The sequence below is a fragment of the Roseovarius amoyensis genome, assembly GCF_003260265.1.
Classification (GTDB): domain Bacteria; phylum Pseudomonadota; class Alphaproteobacteria; order Rhodobacterales; family Rhodobacteraceae; genus Roseovarius; species Roseovarius amoyensis.
Map to the genome: position 1 here is coordinate 95,782 of NZ_QITQ01000009.1, position 12,952 is coordinate 108,733.

The 12,952-nt window shown below is 65.0% G+C and carries 14 protein-coding genes, 1 other RNA gene and 1 riboswitch; of the genes, 7 read left to right on the forward strand and 8 right to left on the reverse strand.

Features of this window, described 5'->3' with window-relative positions; translation table 11 throughout:
- Positions 1–15: 15 nt before the first annotated feature.
- Entirely contained in the window at positions 16–465 is a 450-nt protein-coding gene (locus DL899_RS09920) for a nucleoside deaminase (RefSeq protein ID WP_111734195.1), read from the forward strand.
- 11 nt (positions 466–476) lie between these two features.
- Here DL899_RS09920 and DL899_RS09925 read toward each other — a convergent pair whose 3' ends face one another.
- Positions 477–1,169 carry a metal-dependent hydrolase gene (locus tag DL899_RS09925; protein WP_111734196.1) on the reverse strand — a complete coding sequence of 231 codons (693 nt, stop codon included), beginning with the start codon at positions 1,167–1,169 and terminating at the stop codon, positions 477–479.
- 162 nt (positions 1,170–1,331) lie between these two features.
- Here DL899_RS09925 and gatC point away from each other — a divergent pair, with 162 nt between their 5' ends.
- From gatC to argE, 6 genes are all read left to right on the forward strand, one after another.
- Positions 1,332–1,619: an Asp-tRNA(Asn)/Glu-tRNA(Gln) amidotransferase subunit GatC gene (gene gatC / locus DL899_RS09930; protein WP_111734197.1), complete on the forward strand. Its 288-nt coding sequence runs from the start codon at positions 1,332–1,334 to the stop codon at positions 1,617–1,619.
- A 4-nt stretch (positions 1,620–1,623) separates the two neighbouring features.
- A complete protein-coding gene (gatA, locus tag DL899_RS09935) occupies positions 1,624–3,111 on the forward strand; it encodes an Asp-tRNA(Asn)/Glu-tRNA(Gln) amidotransferase subunit GatA (protein ID WP_111734198.1) in 1,488 nt (495 codons plus the stop codon).
- Between the two features lie 35 nt (positions 3,112–3,146).
- Positions 3,147–3,857: a hypothetical protein gene (locus DL899_RS09940; protein WP_111734199.1), complete on the forward strand. Its 711-nt coding sequence runs from the start codon at positions 3,147–3,149 to the stop codon at positions 3,855–3,857.
- A 1-nt stretch (position 3,858) separates the two neighbouring features.
- The gene (locus DL899_RS09945; RefSeq protein ID WP_338049654.1) at positions 3,859–4,551 is read left to right on the forward strand and encodes an N-acetylmuramoyl-L-alanine amidase; all 693 of its coding nucleotides are present in this window, start codon (positions 3,859–3,861) and stop codon (positions 4,549–4,551) included.
- Between the two features lie 11 nt (positions 4,552–4,562).
- An RNA gene (rnpB, locus tag DL899_RS09950) (RNase P RNA component class A) lies at positions 4,563–4,926 on the forward strand.
- A gap of 200 nt (positions 4,927–5,126) precedes the next feature.
- Positions 5,127–6,290 carry an acetylornithine deacetylase gene (gene argE, locus DL899_RS09955; RefSeq protein WP_111734201.1) on the forward strand — a complete coding sequence of 388 codons (1,164 nt, stop codon included), beginning with the start codon at positions 5,127–5,129 and terminating at the stop codon, positions 6,288–6,290.
- Positions 6,291–6,305: 15 nt separating this feature from the next.
- Here the strand turns inward: argE and trmB are convergent, their stop codons facing one another.
- From trmB to DL899_RS09990, 7 genes are all read right to left on the reverse strand, one after another.
- Positions 6,306–7,019 carry a tRNA (guanine(46)-N(7))-methyltransferase TrmB gene (trmB, locus tag DL899_RS09960; protein ID WP_111734202.1) on the reverse strand — a complete coding sequence of 238 codons (714 nt, stop codon included), beginning with the start codon at positions 7,017–7,019 and terminating at the stop codon, positions 6,306–6,308.
- Between the two features lie 207 nt (positions 7,020–7,226).
- On the reverse strand, positions 7,227–8,408 hold the full coding sequence (gene metK, locus DL899_RS09965) for a methionine adenosyltransferase (protein WP_111734203.1): 1,182 nt from the start codon (positions 8,406–8,408) through the stop codon (positions 7,227–7,229).
- 6 nt (positions 8,409–8,414) lie between these two features.
- Positions 8,415–8,464, reverse strand: a riboswitch (SAM-SAH riboswitch).
- A gap of 37 nt (positions 8,465–8,501) precedes the next feature.
- The gene (gene lnt, locus DL899_RS09970; protein WP_111734204.1) at positions 8,502–10,019 is read right to left on the reverse strand and encodes an apolipoprotein N-acyltransferase; all 1,518 of its coding nucleotides are present in this window, start codon (positions 10,017–10,019) and stop codon (positions 8,502–8,504) included.
- A gap of 6 nt (positions 10,020–10,025) precedes the next feature.
- Positions 10,026–10,910, reverse strand: coding sequence for a transporter associated domain-containing protein (locus DL899_RS09975; RefSeq protein WP_111734205.1), 885 nt, complete (start codon positions 10,908–10,910; stop codon positions 10,026–10,028).
- Between the two features lie 56 nt (positions 10,911–10,966).
- On the reverse strand, positions 10,967–11,455 hold the full coding sequence (gene ybeY / locus DL899_RS09980) for an rRNA maturation RNase YbeY (protein WP_111734206.1): 489 nt from the start codon (positions 11,453–11,455) through the stop codon (positions 10,967–10,969).
- A 24-nt stretch (positions 11,456–11,479) separates the two neighbouring features.
- Positions 11,480–12,490 carry a PhoH family protein gene (locus DL899_RS09985; protein ID WP_239494669.1) on the reverse strand — a complete coding sequence of 337 codons (1,011 nt, stop codon included), beginning with the start codon at positions 12,488–12,490 and terminating at the stop codon, positions 11,480–11,482.
- A gap of 155 nt (positions 12,491–12,645) precedes the next feature.
- A complete protein-coding gene (locus tag DL899_RS09990; RefSeq protein ID WP_111734208.1) occupies positions 12,646–12,945 on the reverse strand; it encodes a hypothetical protein in 300 nt (99 codons plus the stop codon).
- Positions 12,946–12,952 lie beyond the last annotated feature (7 nt).

Genomic DNA, 12,952 nt, shown 5'->3' on the forward strand with positions numbered 1-12,952 from the left:
CGGCAATGAGGCGTCATGACCTTTCGCAGCCACATGGAACAGGCGCTGGCCGAAGCCCGCGCCGCCGCGGATCGCGGAGAGGTGCCGGTGGGCGCCGTGGTGGCCGATCCAGGCGGCAAGGTGGTCGCCGCCGCCGGGAACCGCACGCGCGAGCTGTGCGACCCCACCGCACATGCCGAGATACTGGCCCTGCGCGCCGCCTGCCGCGCCGCGGGCAGCGAACGCCTGCCCGGCTACAGCCTTTACGTCACGCTGGAGCCCTGCCCCATGTGCGCCGCCGCCATCTCTTTCGCGCGCATCGCCCGGCTATATTACGGCGCCGACGATCCCAAGTCGGGCGGCGTGGCGCATGGGGCGCGGGTCTTTTCCCACCCCCAGTGCCACCATATGCCCGAAATCTGCGACGGCATCGCGGCGCAGGCGGCAGAGGCGCTGCTGAAGGACTTCTTCGACAAGCGCCGCTGACCGCCACAGGATCAGATCTCGATCGGTTCCATCACCTGCGGTTCGATGACGTTGACGCCGGGCAGCGCCTTGACCAGTTCCTCAGCCGATTGCGCCAGCACCGGGAAGGTGCGGTAGTGGCAGGGAATGACGGTCTTGAAGTCAAAGAACGTCTTGGCCGCATAGGCCGCGCGCGCCATGTCCATGGTGAAATACCCGCCAGCGCACAGGATGCCGATGTCGGGCGCGTGCAGATCGTTGAACACCTTCATGTCGGCCATCACGTCGGTGTCGCCCGAGAAATAGATCGTATGCCCCTCACCCGCGATCATGTAGCCGCATTCGCTGCCCGGCACGTGGGGGCCGTTTTCGGTGGCGATGCTGGAAGAATGGGTGGCATGCACCATCGTCACCTTGACCCCGTCCAGGTCGACCGTGCCGCCCTTGTTGAAGCCGACGACCTGCAGGCCCTCGGCCTGTTCCCACCACGACATCAGGTCGAACTGCCCCACCACCGGGACATTCAGCCGCTTGGCCAGTGCGACCACGTCGCCGGCGTGGTCGAAATGGGCGTGCGTCAGCACGATGTGGGTTGCGCCCTCCAGCGCCGCATCGTGGCTGTCCTCGGGCAGAATCGGGTTGCCGGTCAGCCACGGGTCAACCAGCAGCACCTGCCCGCCAATCGCGATTTTAAAGGATGAATGGCCAAGCCATGTAATCTGCATTGGAATCTCCTGATTTTTTCATGCCATATCTAGCAGCTCTCGCGCCCCGGGGAAACCCGGCGCGCCCTTTCGGAAAGGCCGCCGCCGCCACATGCTTGCAGTGCGTCCGGCGCGGCGGTAAACGCGGACAACAACGAAACCGACCTTGAGAGGCCCGACCAGATGTCCATCGACACCGAGACCGCAGCCCGCGTGGCCAAGCTCGCGCGTATCCGCGTCGATGACGCGGACCTGCCGGCGCTGGCACAGGAATTCAACACCATCCTGGGCTTTATCGAACAGCTGGGCGAGGTCGACGTCGATGGGGTGGAACCGATGGTCAGCGTCACCCCGATGCGGCTGAAGCGGCGCGAGGATGTCGTGACTGACGGCAACATGGCCGACAAGATCCTCTCGAACGCGCCCGACGCGCGCGAGGGCTTTTTCGCCGTTCCCAAGGTGGTGGAGTAAACCGATGACAGACCCTACCGATCTGACCATCGCCGAGGCCCGCGACCGGCTGCGCGCTCGCGACATTTCGGCGCCTGAGCTGACCGAGGCCTGCCTTTCCGCCGCCCAGGAGGCCGGCGCGCTCAACGCATTCGTGCATTCGACGCCCGACACCGCGCTGGACCAGGCCCGCGCCGCCGACGAACGGCTGGCCAAGGGCGACGCGCCGGCAATGTGCGGCATCCCGCTGGGCATCAAGGACCTGTTCTGCACTCGCGGCGCACCAAGCCAGGCCGCCAGCGGCATCCTGAAAGGGTTCCGCCCCGAATACGAATCGACCGTCACGCAAAAGCTGTTCGACGCCGGCGCGGTGATGCTGGGCAAGCTGAACATGGACGAATTCGCCATGGGCTCGTCCAACGAAACCTCGGTCTATGGCAATGCCGTCAACCCGTGGCGGCGAAAGGGCGACGACACGCCCCTGACGCCGGGCGGCTCGTCCGGCGGTTCGGCGGCGGCGGTTGCGGCCGGCCTGTGCCTGGGCGCGACCGGCACCGATACCGGCGGCTCGATCCGCCAGCCAGCGGCATTTACCGGTATCACCGGGCTAAAGCCCACCTATGGGCGCTGTTCGCGCTGGGGGATCATTGCCTTTGCCTCGTCGCTCGACCAGGCCGGACCGATGACCCGCACGGTGCGCGACGCCGCCATCATGGCCACCGCCATGTGCGGGCATGACCCCAAGGATTCCACCTCGGCCGACCTGGCCGTGCCCGATTTCGAGGCGATGCTGACCGGCGACATCCGCGGCAAGGTGATCGGCATTCCCCGCGAATACCGCATGGACGGCATGCCCGACGAGATCGAAACGCTCTGGACACGCGGGCGCGAGATGCTGGCCGATGCCGGCGCCGAGATCCACGATATCTCGCTGCCCCATACGAAATACGCCCTGCCCACCTACTACGTCATCGCCCCGGCAGAGGCGTCATCGAACCTCGCGCGCTATGACGGCGTGCGCTATGGCCACCGCGCCAAATTGGATGCCGGCGACGGCATCACCGAGATGTATGAAAAGACCCGCGCCGAAGGGTTCGGGGCAGAGGTCAAGCGCCGGGTCATGGTCGGCACCTACGTTCTGTCGGCCGGTTTCTACGACGCCTATTACAACCGCGCCCGCAAGGTGCGCACGCTGATCAAGCGCGACTTCGAACAGGTCTTTGCCGATGGCGTCGACGCGATCCTGACCCCGGCCACGCCCTCGGCCGCGTTCGGGCTGGGCGAGATGGCGCAGGCCGACCCGGTGGAGATGTATCTCAACGACGTCTTCACAGTGACGGTGAACCTTGCCGGGCTGCCAGGTATCTCGGTGCCGGCGGGGCTGAACGACCAGGGCCTGCCGCTGGGGCTGCAGCTGATCGGCCGTCCGTGGGAAGAGGGCGATCTGCTCAACACCGCCTACGCGCTGGAACAGGCGGCGGGTTTTGTGGCCAAGCCGGCGAAATGGTGGTAGTCTGCGCCAAAAGACAAATGGCAGGACAACAGCAGATGCGTTTCATTTCCCTTCTTGCCGCCGCTGCGGCCGTGGCGGCGTGTTCGCCCAGCATTCCCGACAGCGCCGCCGGGGTATCACCGTTGCCGCCGGCGCGCGCGATTTCAGACGAATCGTCCGCGGGTTCGAGCGATATCATGATCTCGGCCAAGCCGCTGACGGACACCACGGCTACGGCATCGACGGACAGCACCGACCCCGCCGATATCGCCGCCGAAACCCAGGCCGCCCTGGCCGCCGCACGGGCCAACTCCGGGCAAGTACCGCTGGAGGCCAGCCCCAACAACCCACCACCACAGACGGTTGAAACCTCGACCGGCATTTCCGAAGAGAACGATTTCGACGCAGTCGACAGTGTTCGCTCGATCGAAAGCGACGCCGCGCTGATCGCGCGCAACCGCGAACAGTACCAGGTGATCCAGCCCACCGCCCTGCCCTCGCGCAGCGGCGCTTCCGGGCCCAACATCGTCTCTTACGCGCTCTCGACCTCGCACCAGGTGGGCACCAAGGTCTATACTAGGATCGGCATCAACAAGCAGGCCCGCTTCCAGCGCAACTGCGCCAAATACGCCTCGGCCGACCTGGCGCAACTGGATTTCCTGGAAAAGGGCGGGCCTGAGCGCGACCGTCTGGGCCTCGACCCCGATGGCGATGGCTTTGCCTGCCGCTGGGATCCGACCCCGTTCCGCATGGCCGTGCAGAACTGACGTGACGCCCGACCACAGCGGCGCGCGCCCCTTCCCCTCGCCCAATTGCGGGCCGCGGCGGGACGGGGCGACGCCTGATATGATCGTGCTGCACCACACCGGCATGCCCGACTGCGACGGCGCGCGCGCCCGCCTTTGCGACCCTGAGGCCGCGGTTTCAGCCCATTACCTGATTTCCGAAACCGGAACGATCTGGCAGCTTGTGCCCGAGGCGCTGCGCGCATGGCACGCCGGCACCGGCCGCTGGGGTGCGGTCTGCGACGTCAATTCCCGTTCCATCGGGGTTGAGTTGGCCAGCCCCGGTAACACCCCCTTTTCAGAGCCGCAGATGGCCGCGCTGGAACGGCTGATGCGCGACGTGATGGCGCGGTGGAACATCGCCCCCGCCCGCGTCATTGCCCATTCCGACATGGCGCCGGGGCGCAAGTTCGACCCGAGCGCGCGCTTCGACTGGCGGCGGCTGGCATTGTCGGGACTGTCGGTCTGGCCGGAATGCGCAGCACAGGATGGCGATTTCCTGGGCCACGCCCGCGCCTTTGGCTATACCGCCGAAGCGGATGAGGCGACGATCCTCTCTGCCTTTCGCCTGCGGTTTCGCCCTTGGGCATCGGGGCCGTGCGATGCCATCGACACTGGCCTTGCCGCCGACCTCGCGCGCCGCTTTCCGGTTGACCGGGCGACCCCGGCTGCATAACTGGGGCCTGCGCGGAGGGCCGGATGGCCGCACCTTTCGGGGTGAGGAAAGTCCGGACTCCACAAGGCAACGGTGCCGGGTAACGCCCGGCCGGGGCAACCCGAGGGAAAGCGCCACAGAAAACAGACCGCCCTGGGCATTGTTCCGGGGTAAGGGTGAAACGGTGGGGTAAGAGCCCACCGCGGGACGGGCAACCGGACCGGCACGGCAAGCCCCACCGGGAGCAATGCCGAATAGGGACCGCATCACGGGCCGCCTTGGCCCCGCGGTCCGGGTTGGCAGCAAGAGCGCGCCGGTAACGGCGGGCCCAGAGGAATGGTCATCACCGGGGCGCAAGCCCCGGTACAGAATCCGGCTTACAGGCCCTCCGCGCATGTTTTCCTGACCAGTACCCCCTTGAACCGGCAGTTTTACGCCGGATTTCGGCAATCTGTCAGGTCGTATCATCGTAACGCACCCACATATCGACACTTCGTCATTTCCCCCTGCGTGCTCTTCCGGCCCAGTTTTGCCTTGACGGGGCGGCGCGGCCTCAACAGAGTCGCCGGTGGTTTTCCGGCAAAGGGGTAACGCGCGTGGCAGCTCAGCTATCCGAGGCAGTGGCTCTTCTGGGCGATCTGGTCGCCTTTCCCACGGTTTCCGAACTCAGCAATCTCGACATGATCGCCTATCTCGCCCACCGGCTCGAGGATGCCGGCGCACGGGTCGACATCTTTCACGACGAGATCGGCCACAAAGCCAATCTTTTCGCTACCATAGGACCCGAAGTTGATGGCGGTATCGTGCTGTCCGGGCATTCCGATGTGGTGCCGGTCAAGGACCAAGACTGGGCCAGCGACCCCTTTCAGATGATCGAACAGAATGGCCTGCTCTATGGCCGCGGCACCTGCGACATGAAGGGGTTCATCGCCTCCGCCGTGGCCATGGCGCCCATCTTTGCCGAACGCATCGGCAGCCGCCCGGTGCATTTCGCCTTCACCTATGACGAAGAGGTCGGCTGCCTGGGTGGGCAAGCGCTGGTAAAGTCATTGCAGGAAAAAGGGTTGCGCCCCGCTGTTGCAGTTATCGGTGAACCCACCTCAATGCGCATCATCGAGGGGCACAAGGGCTGTTACGAATACACCACCCGTTTTACCGGGCTGGCCGGTCACGGCTCGGCCCCCGACCGAGGTGTGAACGCGGTGGAATACGCCGTGCGCTATGTAAACCGCCTGCTGGAACTCAAGGACGCGCTGCGCGCCCGCGCGCCCGGGGACAGCCGTTTTGATCCGCCCTGGACGACCATCAACACCGGCAGCCTCAAGGGCGGCGTGGCCCATAACGTCATTGCTGGCCATGCAGAGGTCGAATGGGAAATGCGCCCGGTTCAGACCGAGGATGCCGAGTTCGTCAAGGCGGACCTCAGGGATTATTGCGAAAACAATCTGCTGCCGGCGATGCGCGCGATCTGCCCCGATGCCGGCATCGTCACCGAAACCATCGGCGAGGTCGAGGGCCTGATCCCAGCCGACGCGAACGAGGCCCGCGATATCCTGATGGAACTGACCGGTGCCAGCACCGCCGAACTGGTTGCCTTCGGCACCGAGGCCGGGCTGCTACAAGGTTCTGGCATGTCGGCGGTGGTGTGCGGTCCCGGCTCGATCGAGCAGGCGCACAAGCCCGACGAATTCGTCTCGATCGACCAGCTTCAGCAATGCCTCGACATGCTTGGCCGGCTGGGTGACAAGCTCGCGGCATAAGCCGCGCTTACCCCATCATTCACGCCGGAACGTCAGGTAGTGGGGCACACGGCCCTCTCGCAGCGCCTTTTGTTCATAGCGCGTCGGCAGCCAGTCCTCCCACGGCTCGCGCCAGGCGCCGGGACGCTCTGCCAGCCAGGCAAAGCCCTGTTTTGGCACCTCTTCCAGCGTCTGGCGGACATAGTCGGGAATGTCGGTGGCCACCCGCAGGATCGCCCCCGGTTTCATCACCCGCGCCAGCGGCTCCAAATGCTCGGGCGTGACGAACCGGCGCCGGTGATGGCGTTTCTTGGGCCAGGGGTCGGGATACAACAGGAACGCCCGCGTGATCGAACGGTCAGGCAGCACATCAAAAAGGTCGCGCGCATCGCCGGGGTGGACGCGAATGTTTTCGCAACCTGCGCCGCGGATCTTTCCCAGCAACGCCGCTACCCCATTGATATAGGGCTCGCACCCTATCAGCCCCACTTCGGGGTGGGTCACGGCCTGGTGCACCAGATGCTCGCCACTGCCAAAGCCGATTTCCAGCCAAACATCACGCCCACCGAAAACCGCTTCCAGGTCAAGTTTCCTGCGCTCGGGGTTCTCGTCCCACCCGACCGGGCCGGGTGACAGCCGCTCCAGATCCTCCTGCAGATAGGTCTCTTGCGACCTGCGCAGTCCCTTGCCCTTTAGACGGCCATAAAAGTTGCGCCAGGGCGCGCCGGACTGGTGCGAGGTTCCGCTCATGCCGACTGCCCCACGCCGCGGGCACAGGAAAATCCATCCTCGACGACCGACTTATCCAGAGAAAGACCCATAAAACCACTCATTTCCCGATCTACGTCAGATTTTCCCCAAAACCTGAATCCCCGCTTTCCCACGGCTTCATCTGGCCCGAAATACCTCGGGGGAGGCGCGCGCAAGGCGCGCGACGGGAGCAGCGCCCCCTGCGCTCTAGATCGCCTTTTTCAGCGTCTCAACCAGGTCGGTGCGCTCCCAGCTGAAACCGCCATCGTCCTGCGGGTCGCGCCCGAAATGGCCATAGGCCGCGGTGCGCTGATAGATCGGCCGCGCGAGGCCCAGATGTTCGCGGATACCACGCGGGGTCAGGTCCATCGAGCCGCGGATCGCTTTTTCGATCTCGGCGGGCTCTACCTCGCCCGTGCCGTGGGTTTCGGCGTAGATCGACAGCGGTTCCGCCACGCCGATCGCATAGGACAGCTGAATGGTGCAGCGATCGGCCATCCCGGCGGCGACCACGTTCTTGGCCAGGTAGCGTGCCGCATAGGCCGCCGATCGGTCGACCTTGGTCGGGTCCTTGCCCGAAAACGCCCCGCCGCCATGGGGTGCGGCGCCGCCATAGGTGTCGACGATGATCTTGCGACCGGTCAGCCCGGCGTCGCCATCCGGCCCGCCAATCACGAACTTGCCGGTGGGGTTGACGTGCCAGACCGTTTCATCGGTCAGCCAGCCGTCGGGCAGAACCTCGCGGATATAGGGCTCGACGATCTCGCGGATGTGATCGCTCGACAGATCCTCGTCGAAATGCTGGGTCGACAGCACGAGCGACGCCACGGAGACCGGCTTGCCATTCTCGTATCGCACCGACAGCTGCGATTTCGCGTCCGGACCCAGCGTCGGCTCCTTCCCGGATTTGCGCACCTCCGCCAGCCGCCGCAGGATCGCATGCGCGAACTGGATCGGCGCCGGCATCAGCGCCTGCGTCTCATTGGTGGCAAACCCGAACATGATGCCCTGGTCGCCTGCACCCTCGTCGCGGTTGCCGCCACCGACCACGCCCTGGGCAATATGGGCGGACTGTTCATGCAGCAGATTGGTGATCTCGCAGGTATTCCAGTGGAATTTCTCCTGCTCGTAACCGATGTCGTGGATACAGTCGCGCGCGATCTGCTCGACCCGGCCCATAAATTCGTGCAGTTTTTCCTGATCCGTCAGGCCAACTTCGCCCCCGATGATCACGCGATTGGTGGTGGCAAAGGTTTCGCACGCCACCCGGGCCAGCGCATCCTCGGCAATGAAGGCATCAAGCACCGCATCCGAGATACGGTCGCACACCTTGTCGGGGTGCCCCTCCGAAACGGACTCGGAGGTGAAGACATAGTTCTGACGGGTCATGAAAGTTGCTCCGTTAAATGTTTCGCCGTCACGCCAGGAAGCCGTTGTGACGGATCGCAAATGCATATTCGCGGGGTGGATAGGCGTCAACGCCTAATTGCGCGGGGCAACCCGCAGCCCGCCGTGGCAGCGCAGCCAGGAAAAGGCAAGCAGAATCAGCGAAATAAGGATAACCGGCGTGTCACCCGTCCGGGCATAAGGCGTCACAGGCAGCGCCGGCGGCAGGGGTGCGTCAATCCATCCCGCCTCGCCCAGCGGCAGATGTGCGCGCACCTGCCCGCCCGCGTCGATCATGGCCGAGACACCGGTATTGGCCACGCGGATCATCGGCAGGCCCTGCTCGGCACTGCGCAGCCGCGCCTGGGCGAGGTGCTGATAGGGCCCCGACACCTGCCCGAACCAGGCATCGTTGGTGATCAGCAGCAACAGGTCAGGCCGTTCGTCATAGCCGCCTACATCCTGTGGAAAGACGCCCTCGTAGCAGATCAGCGGCAGTGCCTGGCCCAGCGCGCCGAGGTCGATCACCTGCGGCCCCGGTCCGGCCGAATACCCATGCCCCTCATTCGCGGCCAGTCCGTAAATTCCCAGATTTTCCAGAAAGTTGCCGAACGGCACATATTCACCGAATGGCACCAGGTGGTGCTTGTCATAGACCGCTGTCACCGCCCCCCCGGCATCCAGCCGAATGAGCGAGTTGTAATAGCGCACACCATCGAGCCGCTGCAAACCCAGCACCACCGGCGTGTCACCGGCGGCGCGCGTGATCGCGTCAAGGGCTGGGCGCGCGTCGTCCAGCGGCCAGGGCACCGCCGTTTCGGGCCAGACGATCAGCGCCGGTGCCGGACCTTCGGACGGCGCGGCGGTAAAGCTGATCTGGCGCTCGAAAAAGATGCGGATGTTGGCAGGGTCCCATTTTTCGTGCTGAGGGGCGTTGGGCTGAACCAGGCGGATCACCGGCGCGCCCTCGCGCGGGGCGGTATCAGGCGCCAGCGGCCCGGCCGCGACATAGAACACCGCAGGCAGCGCCATGATCGCCAGCCCCCGCCAGACACGCCGCGACAACAGGTGCCACAGCCCCGCCGCCGCCATCGCGATCAGCGCCGTCAGCCCCAGCGACCCCGTCCATGACGCCCAGTATAGCAGCGGCGAAGAGACGAGCGCGTGGCCAACCTGCGCCCAGGGAAAGCCGGTCAGCGCATAGGTGCGCACGGCCTCGACCAGCACGAATGCGGCAATGAACGCTGCCGCGCCGCCGCCCGCCGCCCGCGTCATCGCCAGCGCCGCGCCCCAGAATAGCCCCATGCCCAGCGCCAGAAAAACCAGCGCAAAGGGCGCCATCCAGCCATCGCGCGCGGCATCGACGAAAAACGGCTCTACGATCCAGAAAAGCGACGCGGCAAAATAGCCAGTGCCCGCCGCCAGCCCGATCAGCCCGGCCCAGCGCCAGCCCGGCGTGGCCCGGCCAAGCCCCCAGACCAGCGCCAGCGACAGCACTGTCGCTGGCCAGAACCCCACCGGCGCCTGCCCCAGGGCGCCCACGGCCCCGGCCAGCAGGGCCAGCGCCAGCCGCTTGCGTGGCGAAAGATGAGACAGGCGTTGGGGCGCAAGCATCCGCGCCTAGCCTTCCACGACCCCGGGCAGGCGCACCCGCAGCCGCTTTATCCGGCGGGGGTCGGCCTCGATCACCTCGAAAACGGTGCCGCCGGGATGTTCGACCATCTCGCCGCGCACCGGCACCCGGCCCAGCAGCATGAACACCAGCCCACCAAGCGTGTCGATTTCTTCTTCGTCGATTTCCTCGGCGTCGGTCAGAGACAGGCCGATTTCCTGCTCGAACTCGTCCAGCGGGGTCTTGGCCTTCGCCAGGTAGACGCCGGGTTTTTCCCGCGTCCAGAACGTATCGTCCTCGACGTCGTGTTCGTCGGCGATCTCGCCCACCACCTGTTCGATCAGGTCCTCGATCGTCACCAGACCGTCGACGCCGCCATATTCGTCGATCACCAGCGCCATGTGCCGGCGTTCGTTCTGCATCTTCTGCAGCAGCACACCGATGGGCATCGAGGGCGGCACGTAAAGCAGCGGCCTCAGCAGCGGGCGCAGCGAAAATCGCCCGCCCTTGCCATTGAAACCATAGCGCAGCGCCACGTCCTTGAGGTGCGCCATGCCCACGGGGCTGTCCAGCGTGCCCTCATAGACCGGCAGGCGCGACAGCCCGCTGTCGCGAAAGACCTGCACCAGATCCTCTTTGGAAACATCGACCGGAACCGCGACGATATCGGCCTTGGGAATGGCGACATCCTCTACCGTGAGGCAGCTGAGATTGCCCAGTCCCGGCCCACTGACCATGCCTGTCTGTACCTTGCCGTTCTGATGGCTTTCATCGCCGGAACTGAACGCATCGAAGATGCGACGGAAAAACCCACCATTGTCGTCGTCTTCATCATGGCTGTCCGCCTGCGCGCCCTGCGCCGCGATAGAAGACGCCTCTGTACTGTCGCTCATTTGTTCCTTGTCCAATTCTGACTGGCCCGCACACACCGGCGCGCGCCCTGTTCCACTCAATATGGGTCCGGTATCCCCAGTTTGCCAAGTATCTGCACCTCGCATGCCTCCATCAAAGTGGCATCTTGGTCACGAACATGGTCATAACCAAGCAGGTGCAGCGTGGCGTGAACGAACAGATGCGTGGTGTGATCGGCCAGGCTTCGGCACGCCGCGGCGGCCTCTTGCGCGCAAGTGTCATAGGCGATGGCAATATCGCCCAGCTCGCCGTCGGTGCCGGGCACCGGTTGTGCCGGGCGGGTGCCGGGCTGGTCGGCGCCGCGCTCGGCGCTGGGCCAGCTCAGCACGTTGGTGGGCTGTGGCTTGTCGCGGAAATCGGCGTTCAGCTCGGCGATGCGGGCATCATCGCAGGCCAGAACCGCAATTTCCCAGTCATCTGGATCAAGGCCGAGGTGCCGCAGCGTGGCCACCGCCGCGCGCTCAGCCAGGGCCGGTAGGTCGACCTCTTGCCAGCGACCGTCCTCTATCAGGGTATCGGTTACCACGGCAGTACGGTGCGCGCGCTCATTTCAGCTTTCACGTTCATAGGCGTCAATGATGGCCGCAACCAGTGGATGCCGCACCACATCGCGGGAAGTGAAATAATTGAACGATATTCTGGGGATATCTTTCAACAGACGCTCGGCATCGTGCAAGCCACTGGTGATACCGCGCGGCAAGTCGACCTGGCTGCGGTCACCGGTGATCACCATGCGGCTGCCCTCGCCCAGCCGGGTCAGGAACATCTTCATCTGCATCGAGGTGGCGTTCTGCGCCTCGTCCAGGACCACAAAGGCATTGGACAGCGTGCGCCCCCGCATAAAGGCCAGCGGCGCGATCTCGATGCGCTTTTCCTCGATCAGCTTGGCCACCTGCTTGGCCGGCAGGAAATCGTTCAGCGCGTCGTAGAGCGGCTGCATGTAGGGGTCGACCTTTTCCTTCATGTCGCCGGGCAGGTAGCCCAGCTTTTCGCCGGCCTCGACCGCCGGGCGGGCCAGGATGATGCGGTCGACGCGGCCCTCGATGAACATCGCCACGCCCACCGCCACCGCCAGATAGGTCTTGCCGGTGCCGGCCGGCCCGATGCCGAACGCCAGGTCGTTATTGTAGAGCGACAGCACATAGGCCTTTTGCGCGTCGGTGCGGGGTTCGACCACTTTCTTGCGGGTCTTGATTTCGACCGGGCCGCCGCGGAACATTTCCAACTGGTCGCCATCGCAGGTTTCGTCGTCGGTTCCCGCCTGATCGCCCATGCGCAGCACCCGGTCGATGTCACCATGTTCCACCGAACGCCCCGATTCCAGCCGGGCATAAAGGGCACGCAGCACCGCCACAGTTTCGGCCGCCATCGCCGGCTCGCCCACCACGGCCAGCTGATTCCCCCGCCGCAGAATCTGCACGCCGAGCTGGCGCTCGATCTCGGCAAGGTTGCGGTCATGCTCACCGCACAGGTCTATCAGCAGGAAATTGTCGGGAAATTCAACGCACTCTTCATGCAGGGATGAGGCGTCGTCGATCGGGGGCAGCGCGGTCGTAGCCAAGCAATTCTCCTGAGCCAGCGTGACACAGATATGGTGCCAAGATGCAGGAGCAACTGCAAGATAAAGCATGCCGAAACAATGCCCGGAACGTGAAAAGGCCGCGGGCGTGACACCCGCGACCCCATGCGCGACGCCTGTCGCGTATCGTTGTGCGATCAGATCGGGTCTGACACCGACGAGCCGCGCTTGAACGAGCCGGTCGCAACGTTGGGCGGCGCGGTGCCAGAGCAGACCGGCTTGCCATATTTGTCGAGCCGCTGTGACAGGTACCCTTCGGCCCCATCGTCGATGATCCAGTGGTCACACCCGTTGGGATCGACCCAGATGCCGGCCTGAAGCTGGCTGAGATGCTTGGAATCGATGCCACGGTCAACGGTCTTGTCGACCTTGCTTCCCATGCAGCCCGAAACCAGCATTGCAGCGCCAAGCACGGCGCATATTTTGGCGAATTTCATGTCGTCC